Below are 16,379 nucleotides of genomic sequence, written 5' to 3'. Positions count from 1 at the left end.
TGGATGATTATATTAAGGCTGTTTACTATTTATTATTGCAACAAAGTTTCATTTTATGAAATTTAATCCTTATTTTTGACGCTTCTTATGCAAAAAACATTGAAAACCTTTTTTGTCTTTTCTCTGTTACTGATCTTTCTATCGAACGTCAGTGGAATAAGCATATGTCTTGAGCATGCGAAACATGCCACCGCCAAAACCCTTCATAAAAAAGATTCTAAAAAGGAAAAGGTACCTACTGTTTCTCAAAATGACGATTGCCAATGTGCACTCCATTTGCAGATGAATACAAGTATCCTTCCGGAAAATCAAAATCAGGATTTCACTTTTAACATCACCAATAATAACGAGATGCCTCAACCGAAGGCCAAAACCTATCGTTGTTTACTGGATTATTTCTCTTCAAGAGCTCCTCCCCGTCTTTCATAATTTTAGTTTTTGATACTAAACTCTTTTACCTGCAGGTCTAATGATCTTTAGCAGCGGTCTTTTGGGATATTTTATTTTAAAGCTTAAGTAAGATATTCTTTATTCACTTGGTATTTAAGCATACCTCTTACTCAATATTTATGTCATTTAATTCTTATCAAGCCGGAATCATACATGGTATATCCGGTAAAACTTTTCATTTAACAGGTTTAGGTTTTATATTATTTTCAACGGCAATCAGTGCTCAGAAAGTGGAAAAAGATTCGATTCCTGCAACCATTCAAACTGTAGAAATCATAGGGAGAAAATCTAAAGGTTACATTTCCGATTATTCATTCGCTGCTACTAAGATTGCGATGAAAAACAAAGATCTTCCGCTTACGCTCAATACTGTTACCAAGGAACTTATCAATGACAGGCATGCATTCAGACTGGGTGATGTTCTGAAAAATGTGGCAGGGGTTTCCAATGTAAGTTTCTACAATCAGTACAGTATCAGAGGAATCAGCCAGAATGAGGAAGGCCAGATCATCAATGGTATGCGTACCAGACAATATTATTTTCTTCAGCCGATGACCTCACATATCGAGCGTGTAGAAGTTTTTAAAGGTCCGGCAAGTATTACTATGTCAAGTGTAGATCCGGGAGGAACCATCAACATGGTGACTAAAAAACCATTGTTAACGCCTCATTATGAAGTAAGTTTATCCGGAGGAAGCTTTGACACGTATCGTCTTTCAGCCGATATTACCGGACCTTTGAATAAATCCAAAACACTCTTATACCGTTTCAACGGAGCCCATCAGTATGCCAAATCATTTCGTGATCATGTAAAAAATAACGGCATTTTGATAGCACCCTCTATTTCTTTTATCCCTAATGCTAAAACTTCGGTGAATGTAGAAATGATCTACAACGAAATGAACGGAAACCTAGACAGGGGGCAGCCTATCTTTGGAGCAGTTGCCGGAAAAACCGACCTCAACAGTACACCTATCAGTTTAAATCTCGGTGCACCGGGAGATTATTTCAAAACAAAAGACCTGACCCTGATGGGAAGCCTTGCTCATCATTTCAATAAAAATATAAGTTTTAATGCGTCTTATATGAAGCAGTTCTGGGACGAAGACATTCATGAGACCAGAACCACAAACTCATTTGTGCCGGACATCAATAATCAGCAGATTTCGAGTCTGGCGATGATGCAGTACATGGAAAGAATTCAGCATTGGTCGATAGATAATATAAATGCTTATTTTAATTTCACTTACAGAACAGGTGCTGTTGAACATCAGACTTTAGTAGGATATGACAGCCATATCTGGGAGAAAAAAAGCGGTGGGAAACAAGATGCTGCAAGAGGTTTTATGATGAAAGACGGAACGGTAAGCTCCTCTTACAATCCCGCCAATGCCGCTTTATATCAGACAATGATGTATAATGGAATTACACTTCCCAAACCCAATGTGAATCCATTTGATCTTACCTCAGGTGCAGTAAACCATCAAGGAAACAGCTATACCATTTTAAATATCATCAATCCTCTACCAACGGCATTAACAACTACTCACGCAGCCTATGTACAGCATTTACTAACATGGAAAAAGTTTAAACTTTTGACCGGGCTCAGACAGGAATGGTTTCAGGATATTACCCACTATAAAAAAGCGGAAGAAAACTCTTTCAGGAATCAGAAGATGCTCTACCGGGTCGGTTTAACCTACAGCGTTACCGAAAACATTAATATCTACGGAACCTATCTTACAGGGTACCAGCCACAATCAAATACAATTTCTCTGATGCCACAGACGGCAGGTTTTACGGGGGCAATTTCCGCATCCTTATACAAGCCTTTGCTTTCGGATTTAAAAGAATTAGGAGTCAAAACCAGACTTTTCAAAAAGATTGACGCGAGTTTTTCCTTTTATGAAATTAATCAGAAAAATATCCTGGTGAACGCCAATAATCCAGCAGAACCGGATCAGTTGATTCATCGGGGTGCAGACAGAAGCCGCGGTTTTGAAGCCGAATTGGCAGGCTACGTTCTTCCACAATGGCACATATATGCAGGCTACAGCTATATTGACGCAAAAGTTTTGGATGATTCCAATCCTGCTTTAATTGGTTTGGCTAAAGAAAATACTTCCAAAAATTCAGTGACTATCTGGACGAGGTATAATTTCACCCATATTCAGGCTTTAAAGGACTTCGGAATAGGTGCGGGAATGTTATACCAAAGTAAAAAGATCCCTTGGTTCACCAGAAGTTTTGAGCTTCCGGCGTATGCTACTTTGGATGCCGCAATTTATTATTCTGTGCCGCAAACCAAGCTCCAATTGGCTCTGAATGTGAACAATATCAGCAATACAACCTACTGGATAGGAGCGCAGAATTATCTGAGACTCTTCCCCGGAGCACCAAGAAATTATTTATTTACAGCAACTTATAAATTTTAAACTATGCCTTTTTCAAACTTGAAACTCATTGTAAGAAAAACCCGGCAGGATTTATTTAAAAGTAAACAAAACCTGCTCATTGCCGTTACGGTTCTCCTGTTCTGCTTTTTAAGCCTCGGAATCGGGTTTACCAAATACGGCGAAACCTATTCGAAAGTAAAAGAATATCGTAAAGAAACCCGTGAAAACTGGGAACACCGGCCGGATAAACATCCGCACAGAATGGCGCATTATGGATATCTCGTTTTCAGGATCGGACATCCTCTAAGCATTTTTGATAACGGATTGGACGATTACCTTGGAAATGTCATTTTCCTTGAGGCTCACAAACAGAACACCGCCAATCTTTCGGAAGCAGGAAGTTCAGGAATTCTGGTGCGTTTCGGAACATTCAGTGCCGCATTTATTCTGCAGGCTATTGTTCCTTTGATTATTTTATTTCTCGGTTTTGGACTTATTGTCCGGGAAAGAGAAGAGGCCACATTGAAAATCCTAACTGTTCAGGGAGCCTCGCCAAGAGCTATTTTATGGGGTAAAATCCTCGGGCTTTGGCAATTTTCCTTAGTGTTTCTTATTCCTGTGATTCCTTTTGTTTTAGTCATTGGAATCATGGCAGAATCAAGCAGTATTGATGATATTGTCTCCCGAATGCTGCTCCTGTTTCCGGCGTATATGGTGTATTATTTTTTCTTCTGTACTTTAACGGTTTTAGTTTCTGCAAGAAGCAAAGCTTCATCATCCGCTTTAATCGGTTTAATTGGTTCATGGCTAATGCTGGTGATTTTTTTACCTAAGGGAGTTCAGTTTGTAGCGCAGAATCTCTATCCTACTCCATCAAGAATTGCCTTTGAAACTCAGGTAGAGGAAGATGTGATGAAAGTGGGTGACAGTCACAATCCTGAAGATCCGCATTTTAAACACATTAAAGATTCTCTGCTGATAAAATACAATGTGAAAACCACCGACGAGCTTCCTGTTAATTACGGAGGAATTGTAATGAAAGAAGGAGAAAGAATCAGTGCAAAACTGTATGTCGATCATTTGAAAAAACTTCAGGACCAATACCATCAACAGCAAAAACTGAGTGAAATCTTTGGTTTCATCAATCCTGTGATGGCGATTAAAAATCTTTCGATGACCGCCTCGGGAACAGATTATTTTGCCTATCAGCAGTTTCAGAATCAAGCGGAAGAATACCGTTATAAACTCGCCCAGCGAATGAATGACCTTCAGATTGAACACATCAGCAACATCAAACCCAAAGAGAACGAAAAACCCGCTATGGTAGGCAAAGAAAACTGGCATAAGTTTCCGGATTTCCAGTATGAATTTACCTCAATCAAAGAAAGTCTGAGTCATCAGATTCTTCCATTGGCGGCTATTATTTTCTGGCTTCTTGTCTGTATTCTGATGGTTGAATTAAGTGCAAAAAATTTAAAATTAATCTAATGAATTACTATCTATACCAACAGTTTTACCGCAACAAAGCCTATATTATTTCTTTATTAATTCTGATTTTTGCCGGTTTGAGCTCTTTGTACACTGGTAAAAAATTTCTGGACAGAAACGAAGAAATTATTGCTAAAAGTTCAACCTATCAAAAAAACAGCCTCGATAAAAATGTGGCATTACACAGCGAAGACGTTGGCCTTTTGCTGTATTATGTAAAATTCAATCTTGTGAATGAAATGCCCAAACTGGCGGCTTTAAATATCGGCTTGAGAGATTTGAATCCTTCTATTCAAGGGGTTACAATCAGAAATCTGGAAGAACAGAAAAACAATTCCGATTTTTTCAATCCTGCGAATGCAGCTGTTGGAAATTTCGATTTCTCTTTTGTCCTGGTATTTCTTTTTCCATTAGTAATTATTGCTTTTTGTTACAATATTATTTCCGAAGATCAGGAAAAAGGAACTTGGAAGTTGCTTTCCGTGCAAAGTCAAAACTTAAGAAAGCTGATTGATACTAAACTAATGATTCGCCTACTTGCCGTAAGTTCGGTTTACTTTTTATTACTAATTGCTGCCGTTTTATACATTAAGATTCCACTGGATTCTGCTTTCATCATTTTCACTTTGTCAGGTTTACTTTATCTGATTTTCTGGTTTGCATTATGCCGATGGATTATTGGATATCAGAAATCTTCTTCGTGGAATGCTTTGACCTTGGTGATTTTCTGGATGGGTATGAATTTCATAATTCCGATGACGGGAAACATGGTCATTCAGCAATTGATTCCTGTAAAAGAAGGTTTGCAGGCCCAAATTGAACAACGGGAAGGGTATCACAATAAATGGGATGAAGCGAAAATTCCTACCATGCAAAAATTTCATAAAATCTATCCGCAATTCAGCCAATACACCGTTGCGGAAAACAGCGGCTATTCTTACACCTGGTATTATGCGATGCAGCACATGGCAGATGTTGAATCAGCAGCATCTTCAAAGCAATATCATGAAAAAATGCAGAACCGAAATAACGCATCCATTTACCTTGGATATATTTTACCGAATATCCATACGCAACTGGTTCAAAGTAAAGCAGCCAAAACAGGAATGGAAAATCAGCTGAATTATGCGGAAGGGTTGAAAAATTTCCACGAGAAACAAAGACTGTATTTTTATCCTTATATTTTTGAAAATGCAAACGGAAAACTTATAGACTGGACGAAACAGACCGTAAAGGTTTTCATCAGTGCTGAGAAACCTAATCTTTTCAGCGTGTTCCTTCCCTACTTCATTCTCATTTCTTTATTGTTAATCCTTTCACAAAATAAATTCAGAAAGCTATGTTAAAAACCATCAATCTTCATAAAAAATACAATGATTTCACTGCTTTACAATCTCTTAATCTCGAAATTCAGAAAGGAGAGATTTTTGCCCTTCTCGGACAAAACGGTGCAGGAAAAAGTACAACCATCAATATCCTTTTAGGTTTAATTAAAGCGACTTCCGGTGATGCCTTCATCCATGATATTTCAGTGAAAGACCATCCTGAAAAAATCAAAAAACATCTGGCGTACATTCCTGAGACGGTGTTGCTTTATCCGAATCTTACCGGAATTGAAAATCTTGATTTCTTCTCAAAAATTGCAGGCTTTCATTATAATAAAGAAGAACTTTCCACGCTTTTGCAGCGTACCGGTTTGCAGGAAATTGCCCATGAAAAGCCATTGGGCGGTTATTCAAAGGGAATGCGACAGAAAGTTGGAATTGCTATCGCTCTTGCCAAAGATGCTAAAGTATTACTCCTTGATGAACCCACTAGCGGACTTGACCCGATTGCCACTGCTGAATTTACAGAAATTGTAAGACAGCTGGGCCACGAAGGAAGAACTATTTTAATGGCAACCCATGATATCTTCAATGCCGTAAGTGTTGCTACGAATATCGGAATTATGAAACAGGGCGAACTGGTACAAAATCTTCCGTCCAAATCGTTTTCTGCTGAGGAATTGCAGGAATTGTATTTGCAAACCATCTGATGCAATGCATCTGATTCAATAAAAAAAGCGAAATCAAATCATTTCTAAAAGCGTTTGAAGATATACTCATCTGGCCACAAATAGCTAAAATGGCATCATTTTAATGTAAATGGTGCCATTTTTTTATATCATTCATTAATATACTTGCCGGGTTTTTAAAATAGTTCTTTGTTTTATTGTTGAGTGGGCTTCTTGTTCAATAAATTATTGACAATCTGCACTATCCACTCATTTTATCATTTAATCGTATGCTTTTAAATGAGCTTAAAAATTTTGATAAAATTCTCATCCTCTGTTAAAACATTTTTAGATTAGGGAATTTATCCTGAGAAATTTTTACAAATTTTTCACCCACTACCTGATATTTCACTCTTGTTTCCAATTGCTTTTTTAAATTGAGCATATCTTCCGGATCCACTCTATAATTAAGTCTATCATGAATTTCAAGGGGTAATGAACTTCCGTCAATATCAAAGGTGATAATATATGTTTTTGGCAAATATTCTTCTGATGATTTTGAATAAACGCCCAATTGCGATTTCAAAAGTCCTCCATATTGAAGGCTAGCTTTTTCAACTTTAAAATGATCAAATACAATGTGCTCATCTAATCCGCCAACTGTATCGGTACTGAAAAAATGCAGATCGTTTCCACTTAACACCCAAAAACAATCTGTTTCAATTCGTTTAAGCTTTACACCAATCGTAGATAATGCTACATTTTTTATCCCGTCAGTTACAAGTTCCTGCACTTTATTGGCTGTTGACTGGGGAACAGAGGCAGAAGTAAATGCATCAATTGGTTTATCTTCCATCCATTCTTGTAATTTTGAAAAATCCTGAGCCAGAAGCTCTTGTTTGTATTGGTCATATTGAGTTCTTTCAGAATCCAAATCAATTTCCGATTTTGCAACTTTGTGTTTATTATTCATGATTATCATCAAAGCCATACCTGCAATTATTATGACGACTGGAATTAAAAATAATGGGTTCATTCTTCTTGGGTTTAAGTTTTGTTTTTTTTACTATTTGTCAGATCTATTTTTTAATAATTTGAACTTCTGTTTTCAGAGAATCTCTTGTTAAGATGACAGAGTTTACCTTTCCATTGCTGAAATCGAATTTTAATAGGTTGGGATAATCTACAATTGTAAAGGTCCCATTTCCCATATACAGCAATTCATTAGCATTTTTTCCTTTAAAATATCCCAAAAATGGAGACTCAACATAGAGACGGTTATCCTTTTCTACAATTTTCGTTTCTGCTCCCTGTCCATAAAGAAAATCGTTATACGTTCCGATAAGTTGTTTTTTTAAACCCAAAGGAAGTTCCTGAATATTTTTATTGGATATTTTCTTATTCCAGTTCATTAAAGTCAGAAGTTTTATGCGGGCTTCGTTGATCACCGGAATACGATTAGGTTTTTCACCATTCGCAAGAATTACAAAACCATTTCCGTCTTCCATAGTAGCCAAAATACTTCCCCCAACTCCCGTATTGGAGCCATTACACATAAACCAATCATAGTGATTATAAGCAACAGACTTTTGCCAGCCATACCCCCAACCTCCAACGGCATCTTTCAACGCTGTTACTTCCGTTACTCTTTTGGCAACCTGATGAGAAATGACTTTATTATTTTTATTGCGTAAAGCATTTTGTATCTCAATAGAAAGCTTCGCTAGATCTGTAGGCGTAGACCATACTCCTGATGCTCCAATCTGTGGCGTAATTGGTAAGCCTGTTTTTATCACTTTTCCATCTTTATCGTGAACAGAAGCTACATCTGTTAGAAACCCCTTTTCATTAGGCTGTATCATGGTGGTATTCATCAAACCAAGAGGGGTAAAAAGATGTTCCTGTGCCAGTTCTGCAATAGACTTATTGAAAGTATCTTCTAATGCCATTTGGACAATTACATATCCTCCCCCGCTATATTCAAAACCGGTTCCCGGCGTAAACAGGAATTCAATTTCTTTATCATATCTTGGTATTTGTCCTAAAAGACTTTGTTTTATAGTTGGAATAACATCTCCGTTATAATAATCTGAGAATCCACCTTGATTTGTACCCGAAGTATGATTAAAAAATAGTCTCCAGGTTGGACTCTTGTTTTCAGTAAACTTACTTTTGGGTAAATGCCAGCGTTTTAAAGATTTATCAATGGGCTCATCCAGGTTAATTAATCCTTTTTCTTCAAGGATATGGCAAAGAAGTGCGGTGATTGGTTTTGTGATTGACGCTGTGGAAAAAGCAGTGTTTACATCTAATTTTTCTTTAGAATCCATTGACTTCACTCCTACCTGATTTGAATAAACAATCTTATAATTTTCAAAAACCACAAGGCTAAATCCAGGAAGCTTGTACTTTTCTAATTGTGGTTCAATGTTTAAACTATCTGTAAGAAAACGGTAATCTCTATTTTCCGAAAAAACTTTTTTACTTGTTTGGCAGCTTGAAACCAGTGCTATAAGAATCAGTAAATAAAAGGGGCTTTTCATGGTATCGTTTTTTATGTTAAAAATTATTTCGATACAAAGATGCGGAAGGCATTAAAGCAATGCGACCGAGTAAAAGCAATCGGTCGAATTTGTATAAAAAATGAGTAGGAATCTTTATAAAAAAGAGTTCGAATAATTACAAAACACTGTTTTACACACCCTTACGATAAGCCGTTGGGGTATTGCCTGTGTGTTTTTTAAAAGCAGTATTAAAAGAAGATTTTGAATTAAAACCGACTTCGTATAGAATTTCTAAAACCGTCACTTTACTTTTTGAAGTATCTTTTAAAATACCCATAGCACTTTCTATTCGATAGGCATTCACAAAATCATAAAAATGTTGCCCTAATTGATGATTGATTAAAAGAGATAAATCGCGAACAGGAATTTCAATATCATTGGAAACATCCTGAATGGTGAGCGAAGAGTTGAGATATGGTCTTTTCTCAACCATATATTTTTTTAGCTTTAAAAGTTCCTCATTATATTCTCTTTCATCTACTATTGATTCCTTACGGCTTTTTTCTTCTGAAACAATCTCAGAAACAAGCTTTAGTTTCGAATCAATATTTCTAAAAAGGCCAGGGTTATTTAACGCTTTGAATAAATACCAACAAAAAACCAAAAGAGAAGACGATAAAAGTCCGATCTTGATCCATTCCGAAATATTTTGATAGTCAGAAAATTTTAAAATATTTTTTAAAAAAGCTACCGCATATAAAATAGTTAGTACAACGGTAAACTGGAATAACCAATTATAGGAGCTGATGTTTTTACCGGCATAGTTTTCAAGATATAGTTTCTTTGTTTTTGTTAGTACTCTAAAAACAGTAATGATATATAGAACCATCTGAAGATGTATTAAAATATGAATGAACTGGAACTCTATCATATTTTGACGATTCTGAATAAAACTCATTTTAGATGCTGCATCCACTGTATAAAAACGGGGCAGTAACACCAAATTAACCATTAAAAATGGGATCAGATGTAGCAAATACTTTGGCTTTAGCTTAAAATCAGAGTAGCAGACTGATATTATATAAAGATAAAAAACAGGAATTTGGAGGAATGCGAAGGTGGTTCTAAACATTCCCAGATTAGACGGGCCATCAACCACCATGTTAAACAAGGGCTCACTAATATCTATTGCATTTAATATTAGAAAAAAAGCGAACAAACAATTACTGATTTTGTACTTTGTTTTAAGGGTAATCAGAAAAAAGGCTAAAAACAATGAAATGAATAAAGAAACGATGTTTACAATAACTAATAAATTAATATTATCCATTCTTTACTCTTATTTGTTTATTGCTGTTTTATTTTTAAATTTTCATTGGAATCCTGAAGGTTTATCAGAGTTAAAAATCCAACAGATGCAAATATAAAAATTAGATTGACTTTGTTTGATTTTTTTTCATCAAAAGTGCATTAAATAGCTCGTTAACGAACGAATAAATCCCAAATCAATGATTTTCAATAGCATAAATGTAAAATATTTTCGAAATCGGCAATAAAATACTTGAAAGAGCGTCTTGTGGAGTTCATACAGAGCAAAACAGCGCTACTTATTTTTAAAGTAACCCTGTTTTTAAATTGCCCGAGTTGTTATTTTATTTCTTTTTTACAAATTACTAAATCATTTTATTTGAACTCATTTCTCAATCTTATTCAAAAAATCCTCAGAGTAATATAAATTTGTTGTGTCAACGTGCATGCAGGAACTATCTTTAAAACAACTTTTACAGTAAAAAATCATTTATACAACTCTTTTGAAGTCTTCTCCTCAAAACCGAATTAGTCTTTCACCTCTTTTATAAATGTACCTGACTTATCAAAAATAATATCCATTCCCTCTATTTCCGCTTCGTAAGTCAGTACACCTTTAGCATCCGTAATTTTTGCAGCTTCTTTTATTCTCTTACCTGGATAATGTTTAGTGATGTAGTCTTTTATGGGAGCTGAAAGTTCACTCCTGTTTATTGTTACCTCACTCTCTACAATATTACCGTAAGCATCCAGCAAAACGGAATGTTCTATTTTTTGGGCTTTGAATCCGGCTTCATAATTGCCTTCTTCTTTTTCCCATTTTACGTTTTTGGCCTCGGGAAAATGCTTCTGAAATCCAGCTTTTACGTTTGAAGGAACATCTTTTTCCTGAATTCGCTGTGCACAGACAAACGAAATACCAGCCAAGGCAGCCACTAGAAATGTTAACTTTTTCATTGTACTATTTTATTAATTTATAGTACAAATAACCATCATGATTTTGTAGAAATTTTGAATTTTAGATTTGAAATTGAAAGAAGCTGATAGATTTGTATCTGATTGGGCCAGCTGGTAAACCTCAGGGTCATTGTGGCTATTTACTCCTTCTGATAACCTCTTTCACCCCACCTTTTGTCAGAATTATAGCGTTGTAAATCCCCGCACTATCGGGAATAAATTCTACTGTCCTGTCATTATTATCTTTTCTAAAAAATTTGGTTTTAGACTCTGGAATAAGTTCCATTTCCACATCGTTAAAATAAAGTTTACCATCAATTTTCAATACGGTAATTTTATCATATTTCCCTGCATATTGATTGTATAAATTTGGATCTATTTCAATTCGGTGGTGTTTATAAGGAAGCTCCACCTCTTTTCCCAATGCAATGGCGGAAAGCCCATAACTTATAATATAGGAAAATGATTCGTTATTAGAAAGTACGGTCACAAAAAGATTGTCATCTGTAAACCGGTTAAAGGAAGTCATTGTTCCAAAAAAGCCTCCATCATGGGCTATTAATTGATGTCCGTGATTGTAGAACGGATTGATGATAAATCCATATCCCCAATTTTCATCACCATAAGGTTTAAACATTAATTTTTTCATCTGCGCGGAAAGAATATCTGTTCCATATAAAGCTTTATCCCATAAGGCCAGATCTTCAACAGTAGAATAAACGCCATCATGACCTACATTAATTTGCCAGTTGATATAAGGATTATGAATAAGCCCACTTTCTGTCCGATAGTAAGCCTTTGCTTTTTTTAAAACTATAGAATCATTATTACTGACTCCTGTATTCTTCATCCCGGCTTTTTCAAATATATTTTTCTTTAAGAAAACTGCATACTTCTCCCCCGAGACTTTTTCAATGATCTTAGCCAATAAATAATAGCCAATATTACTGTATCCGCTTTTAATTCCAGGAGAGAATTCATAAGGTATTTTCTTTATTTCGGCATAGGCAGAATCTTGATCCTTAGTGCTTAAGGCTATTTCTTTAAAGCCCATAGCCAACCCTGAGCTATGCGATAACAACATATGGATCGTCACACTATCACCCTTGGGGTAATCTGGCAGAAATTTACTCAGTTTATCATCAAGGGAGAGTTTCCCTTTTTCAACCAACAGAAGTATAGCGGTTGCAGTAAATTGTTTGGTTACTGAAGCCAACTGAAATTTAGTATCTACAGTATTTTTAATATTCCATTCATAATCTGCCAAACCATATGCTTTTTTTAGTAAAACATGACCGTCTTTTTTCACAAGGACAGTTCCACTAAAGTTGTTGACTTCAACCTGAGCCTGCATATATTTCTCAAGATTAGCTGATACATTTTTCTGTCCAAAAATGAGAAATGGAAATAACAGAATTAGTAGTGTTAGCTTCATAGACGATTTAATGATATTACTAGACTGCAATGTTACTACTTAATAAACCAGCATCATTGTATTTTTGTAAACCCACTAAATAAACATCCATTTTATAACACCTTTTTCAAGTGTTGTTATTTTTGAAAAAAAAACTTTTGGTGTAAAATCTGTTAATTTTTTAAAATCCCTGATCATGTGTGACTGGTCAAAATAATCAACACTATAAGACAATCCTACTCGATTTTGGTCGTCAAGCCGGCTTTGAATAGCTGCCCTGAATCTGATAATTTTTTTGAACTGGGAAGGCGTTTTACAAATATGCTGATCAAAATGCTTGTTGATCGTTGTTCGTGACCGACCCGTAGTATAAGACAATTTCGTCATAGATTGATTGATATTATTTGTATGCAACATTTCAGTCAGTACCTCTGCCAACAAAACATTCTCAAACGGACGAAATTTTGAAAGCCAATACAATTCCAGCACTCTGATTTTTTCATCCGGATCTTTTATAGAAAGAATGGCTGCCATGGTTTCTTTATAATCCTCATATGGATTAAAATCAGGAAAGTTTCCTTCCGCATAATCTCTTAAATTATTTGGTATAAAAGCATTGATCCCTAACGGTTTGAAGTACGTAGTAATTTCATTGATTACGCCTTCATAGTTTATCAATACAGGTTCATTAAAATTACACACAAGATTTGTTTCAATGGGATTAGACTGGCAGTATCTAATTGTCATTTTGTTTTCCATGATCAGAGTTTCTGTTTTCTCACTCATCGTGACAATGGTATAGATACTCGGAAAGGTAAAATAAGTTGCAGAAGATTCTTCAGAGGTCTGCTCGAGGATATAAAAGCATTCGATATACTTTTTTAATATAGGATTTTCAGGTCTATAGATTTTTATTGTCATTTTTTTAGCTTTCATCTCTACATGAATACTGTAAATCTAGCTCAATTTATCCAAGTTGCTGCCAGTTGAGAAAGAACACCTGCTTTTTGAGCAATTCCCAGGGTATTTGGAAAATCTTTATAATAAACAATACCACTTGCGTCAAATTGAATAAGTGCAATAGAAGATTGTATTTTAAAAGCTTCATTTGTAGCTAATGATTTTCCCTTTGTGAAATACTCAACCGTGACTGTAAGGTCATCTGCACAATGGTATATTTTTGTATAAACACTTTCTATTTCAATCAATTTAGTCAGTGGATTTTGCTGTACATTGTCAAAGTGCTTTTTTATATTTTCTTTTCCCTTTATTACAGCTCCTCCATTAACTGTAAACGGTATTTCAAAAATTGCATTCTCTGTAAAATAGCTAACAAACCTGTCATAGCTTCTTGTCTGTAAGGAATTTGACAGGTCCTGAATAATTGCATTTATTTTTAATTCGTTCATTTTATTGATTAAATGTGGTATTACTTATTTTAAGTCAGATGACGTTAATGCAGCCAATCTTTTTTCAACAGATCCAAGTTAAACAAAAATATGGAATTGTAAAATATTGACAACTAAAGAAATAAAGCTGTTAACATCGGATTCAAACCCTGATTTCATCATTATCATGACCATCAACTGCTCCATTTCAATCTCAAGTACCACTGAGTACAACCCCCAATCTTAAATTTGACAATTTCACAATAAAATGGCATTTACAATACATTAAATTCTTAATCTGCGCACAAAAATATGGCCTTACTCCTATATTATTCACTTAGATCTTAAAAGCAATTTTCTATAAAATGCAGTATTTATACGTAATGATAAAACTGAAAATTGAAATAAGTTTGTGCATCTGATTTACCATATCTAATTGATTTTTTTATTTATCACAATCTAATGAAATATATTGATTATTTATTAAAATCACATCCATGAAAACGAAAACCAATAACCGAAACCATGAAAGGTAAGCAATTCTACTCCCTGATCGCTTTGTGTGCAACTGTAATATTAAATGCACAGGTAGGGATAAATACAGACACGCCCAATGCAACTTTAGATGTTGCAGGAACTACAAACCCTAATATGAAGGATGGCCTTTTACCACCAAGGGTTTCTAAGCAACAATTAGCCGCAAAAGACTCCGGAACTTATGGAAGTGACCAGATTGGAGCCATTGTTTATATTACAGACATTATTTCACCAACCGGATTAATCCCAAGTATAGCACAGGTGGGCAGTATTCATAATACCGGATATCACTATTTTACGGGATTGCAATGGGTAGCAATTTCAACAAATATTTACAATTCGGATGGAAGTCTCACGGGCAATAGAGTGGTAACTCAAGATGCCAATACTTTAGCATTTACCTCTACCTCTGTGAATGCTTTTTCTATTGACGGGACTACCCTTTCGGTAGATGCGGCTAATCACAGAACCGGATTGGGAACAGCTTCTCCTGAAACACGATTTCATGTAGTTTCTGCCATTCCATCTTCAAACCGATATAATTTGATTGATGCGACCGCCGGAACCAACCCATACGGAATTCTGGCTTTAAGAAATACTTCCGCTCTGGCCACAGGAAATTATTCATTACTTGGTTTTACCAATAGCGGACCTTCGTCAGGCGGGGCTAACTGGGCGTTGGGATCTGTTCGTACAGGATCCACATTAATCAACGGATCAGAAGAAGATTTCTATATTGGAAACTCTGTTGGTGGAGGTTTGATTGAAAGAATGAGAATCAATTCAATAACAGGAAATGTAGGCATTGGAACATCTACGGCAACAAATAAACTTCACATCAATGCGACCAACCCTATAAGGCTGGAAGGATTGCAGGGGGCATCAAGTCCGGTAGGAAGTTTAGCGGTAAACAGTACAGGCGTTGTACAATTGCGTAACTCATCCAATGTAAGTGCCGCAAGAGGAACCGGTGTAGTGGTAATCACATTAAACAATACATTTACAAATGCTACAACTTCCGCAAAGACTTTTGATAATCTGAATGAAATGACAGGAAATACTTTTACAGCAAATGCCACCGGATTATATAAGGTTGATTTTATGGTTAATTATCCTCAAAGAGATGCCACTGAAGACGATGGAGATGGATATACGGGATATGCTCAAATCAGTTTAAACGGAGTTCAGCAATCTTTTACAAGTAATAAAGTTACGCTCCCAGAAAAAAACGGAGCCCCTTCATTTGTTACATGCACAAACTCAACTCTCTTAAAAATGAATGCTGGTCAGATCCTTTCATTTCAGGCACTTTCTTTTGGATCAACTCCGGGTTCAACAAATATTGCAGCTCCTTTCATCATAAGTGTAGTTCGACTCGAATAGTCACTGAAATTAGATACAACAGGTAAAATTTCCCATTTACCTTTATCAGGCAAAATTCTATTAACACAAAAGGCCACCACTTATTTAAAGTGGTGATTTTTTTGTTTCAACTATAATTAGAAAATTCATACCCTTGCGAATATTTTTTTTCACAACTCTTTCAAAATAATAGAATACATTTTATATGCCTGTAAGTAATGCTCTGGATAAATCTACTTCGTATTTTTTTGAAATTAAAACCCACGATGGAGCTATTTTTTATTTTCTGGATAAAGATACGGACTGGAAAGGTGAATCACCTATCATGAAGTTAGTAAGCAAACATCCTTTATTCTCTTTAAAGACAAAGGAAAGAGTGATTGTAGCAGGTAAAGCGAGAACCTATTCTATGGGACCTCTATGAGTACAATAATTTTAGATAATGATATATAATAATGTACCAAAATAATTAAACCATATCTTCATGAAAAAACCATTTGAATTAATAAAAATAAACTTTAATTTTATAATAGTCTATTATTTAAAAATCAAATGGAAAAAGAAACTCATATATACCAACAC

At 35.4% G+C, this 16,379-nt stretch carries 14 protein-coding genes; 7 read left to right on the top strand and 7 right to left on the bottom strand.

Annotated elements, in window-relative coordinates; translation table 11 throughout:
• The first annotated feature begins 99 nt into the window (after positions 1-99).
• The 5 genes from NBX25_RS23455 (at position 100) to NBX25_RS23435 (ending at position 6,369) form a co-directional block, all read left to right on the top strand.
• The gene (locus NBX25_RS23455; protein ID WP_123910976.1) at positions 100-429 is read left to right on the top strand and encodes a hypothetical protein; all 330 of its coding nucleotides are present in this window, start codon (positions 100-102) and stop codon (positions 427-429) included.
• Between the two features lie 140 nt (positions 430-569).
• Positions 570-2,885 carry a TonB-dependent siderophore receptor gene (locus NBX25_RS23450; RefSeq protein WP_250255681.1) on the top strand — a complete coding sequence of 772 codons (2,316 nt, stop codon included), beginning with the start codon at positions 570-572 and terminating at the stop codon, positions 2,883-2,885.
• 3 nt (positions 2,886-2,888) lie between these two features.
• On the top strand, positions 2,889-4,334 hold the full coding sequence (locus NBX25_RS23445; protein WP_250255680.1) for an ABC transporter permease: 1,446 nt from the start codon (positions 2,889-2,891) through the stop codon (positions 4,332-4,334).
• Positions 4,334-5,680 carry a DUF3526 domain-containing protein gene (locus NBX25_RS23440; protein WP_123910973.1) on the top strand — a complete coding sequence of 449 codons (1,347 nt, stop codon included), beginning with the start codon at positions 4,334-4,336 and terminating at the stop codon, positions 5,678-5,680. Before NBX25_RS23445 ends, NBX25_RS23440 begins: the two co-directional genes overlap by 1 nt.
• Positions 5,674-6,369, top strand: coding sequence for an ABC transporter ATP-binding protein (locus NBX25_RS23435; protein WP_250255679.1), 696 nt, complete (start codon positions 5,674-5,676; stop codon positions 6,367-6,369). The genes NBX25_RS23440 and NBX25_RS23435 overlap by 7 nt, the downstream gene beginning before the upstream one ends.
• A gap of 295 nt (positions 6,370-6,664) precedes the next feature.
• Here NBX25_RS23435 and NBX25_RS23430 read toward each other — a convergent pair whose 3' ends face one another.
• The 7 genes from NBX25_RS23430 to NBX25_RS23400 form a co-directional block, all read right to left on the bottom strand.
• The gene (locus tag NBX25_RS23430) at positions 6,665-7,363 is read right to left on the bottom strand and encodes a Z-ring associated ZapG family protein (protein ID WP_250255678.1); all 699 of its coding nucleotides are present in this window, start codon (positions 7,361-7,363) and stop codon (positions 6,665-6,667) included.
• 43 nt (positions 7,364-7,406) lie between these two features.
• Entirely contained in the window at positions 7,407-8,870 is a 1,464-nt protein-coding gene (locus NBX25_RS23425) for a serine hydrolase domain-containing protein (protein WP_250255677.1), read from the bottom strand.
• A gap of 151 nt (positions 8,871-9,021) precedes the next feature.
• Positions 9,022-10,161, bottom strand: a complete 1,140-nt coding sequence (locus tag NBX25_RS23420) for a helix-turn-helix domain-containing protein (RefSeq protein WP_250255676.1) — start codon at positions 10,159-10,161, stop codon at positions 9,022-9,024.
• 506 nt (positions 10,162-10,667) lie between these two features.
• Complete coding sequence (locus NBX25_RS23415; protein WP_250255675.1) at positions 10,668-11,096, bottom strand: PepSY-like domain-containing protein; 429 nt, start codon at positions 11,094-11,096, stop codon at positions 10,668-10,670.
• 136 nt (positions 11,097-11,232) lie between these two features.
• On the bottom strand, positions 11,233-12,531 hold the full coding sequence (locus tag NBX25_RS23410; protein WP_250255674.1) for a serine hydrolase domain-containing protein: 1,299 nt from the start codon (positions 12,529-12,531) through the stop codon (positions 11,233-11,235).
• Between the two features lie 75 nt (positions 12,532-12,606).
• A complete protein-coding gene (locus NBX25_RS23405; RefSeq protein WP_250255673.1) occupies positions 12,607-13,431 on the bottom strand; it encodes a helix-turn-helix domain-containing protein in 825 nt (274 codons plus the stop codon).
• A 41-nt stretch (positions 13,432-13,472) separates the two neighbouring features.
• Positions 13,473-13,919: a nuclear transport factor 2 family protein gene (locus tag NBX25_RS23400; RefSeq protein ID WP_250255672.1), complete on the bottom strand. Its 447-nt coding sequence runs from the start codon at positions 13,917-13,919 to the stop codon at positions 13,473-13,475.
• Between the two features lie 504 nt (positions 13,920-14,423).
• On the opposite strand from NBX25_RS23400, the gene NBX25_RS23395 reads away from it, so the two are divergent.
• Entirely contained in the window at positions 14,424-15,818 is a 1,395-nt protein-coding gene (locus tag NBX25_RS23395; protein ID WP_250255671.1) for a phage tail-like protein, read from the top strand.
• 184 nt (positions 15,819-16,002) lie between these two features.
• A complete protein-coding gene (locus NBX25_RS23390; protein ID WP_250255670.1) occupies positions 16,003-16,221 on the top strand; it encodes a hypothetical protein in 219 nt (72 codons plus the stop codon).
• The last annotated feature ends 158 nt before the right edge of the window (positions 16,222-16,379 follow it).

It is taken from the genome of Chryseobacterium sp. Marseille-Q3244, from assembly GCF_940807095.1.
Taxonomy (GTDB): domain Bacteria; phylum Bacteroidota; class Bacteroidia; order Flavobacteriales; family Weeksellaceae; genus Chryseobacterium.
Note: the sequence above shows the minus strand (reverse complement) of the source record. Positions and strands in the feature narration are given on the sequence as shown.

What these genes read in the sequence shown, in the direction of transcription:
- NBX25_RS23450 (WP_250255681.1), top strand. Translation starts at nt 570, where the DNA reads ATGTCATTTAATTCTTATCAAGCCGGAATCATACATGGTATATCCGGT.
- NBX25_RS23445 (WP_250255680.1), top strand. Translation starts at nt 2,889, where the DNA reads ATGCCTTTTTCAAACTTGAAACTCATTGTAAGAAAAACCCGGCAGGAT.
- NBX25_RS23440 (WP_123910973.1), top strand. Translation starts at nt 4,334, where the DNA reads ATGAATTACTATCTATACCAACAGTTTTACCGCAACAAAGCCTATATT.
- NBX25_RS23435 (WP_250255679.1), top strand. Translation starts at nt 5,674, where the DNA reads ATGTTAAAAACCATCAATCTTCATAAAAAATACAATGATTTCACTGCT.
- NBX25_RS23430 (WP_250255678.1), bottom strand. Translation starts at nt 7,363, where the DNA reads ATGAACCCATTATTTTTAATTCCAGTCGTCATAATAATTGCAGGTATG.
- NBX25_RS23425 (WP_250255677.1), bottom strand. Translation starts at nt 8,870, where the DNA reads ATGAAAAGCCCCTTTTATTTACTGATTCTTATAGCACTGGTTTCAAGC.
- NBX25_RS23420 (WP_250255676.1), bottom strand. Translation starts at nt 10,161, where the DNA reads ATGGATAATATTAATTTATTAGTTATTGTAAACATCGTTTCTTTATTC.
- NBX25_RS23415 (WP_250255675.1), bottom strand. Translation starts at nt 11,096, where the DNA reads ATGAAAAAGTTAACATTTCTAGTGGCTGCCTTGGCTGGTATTTCGTTT.
- NBX25_RS23410 (WP_250255674.1), bottom strand. Translation starts at nt 12,531, where the DNA reads ATGAAGCTAACACTACTAATTCTGTTATTTCCATTTCTCATTTTTGGA.
- NBX25_RS23405 (WP_250255673.1), bottom strand. Translation starts at nt 13,431, where the DNA reads ATGACAATAAAAATCTATAGACCTGAAAATCCTATATTAAAAAAGTAT.
- NBX25_RS23400 (WP_250255672.1), bottom strand. Translation starts at nt 13,919, where the DNA reads ATGAACGAATTAAAAATAAATGCAATTATTCAGGACCTGTCAAATTCC.
- NBX25_RS23395 (WP_250255671.1), top strand. Translation starts at nt 14,424, where the DNA reads ATGAAAGGTAAGCAATTCTACTCCCTGATCGCTTTGTGTGCAACTGTA.
- NBX25_RS23390 (WP_250255670.1), top strand. Translation starts at nt 16,003, where the DNA reads ATGCCTGTAAGTAATGCTCTGGATAAATCTACTTCGTATTTTTTTGAA.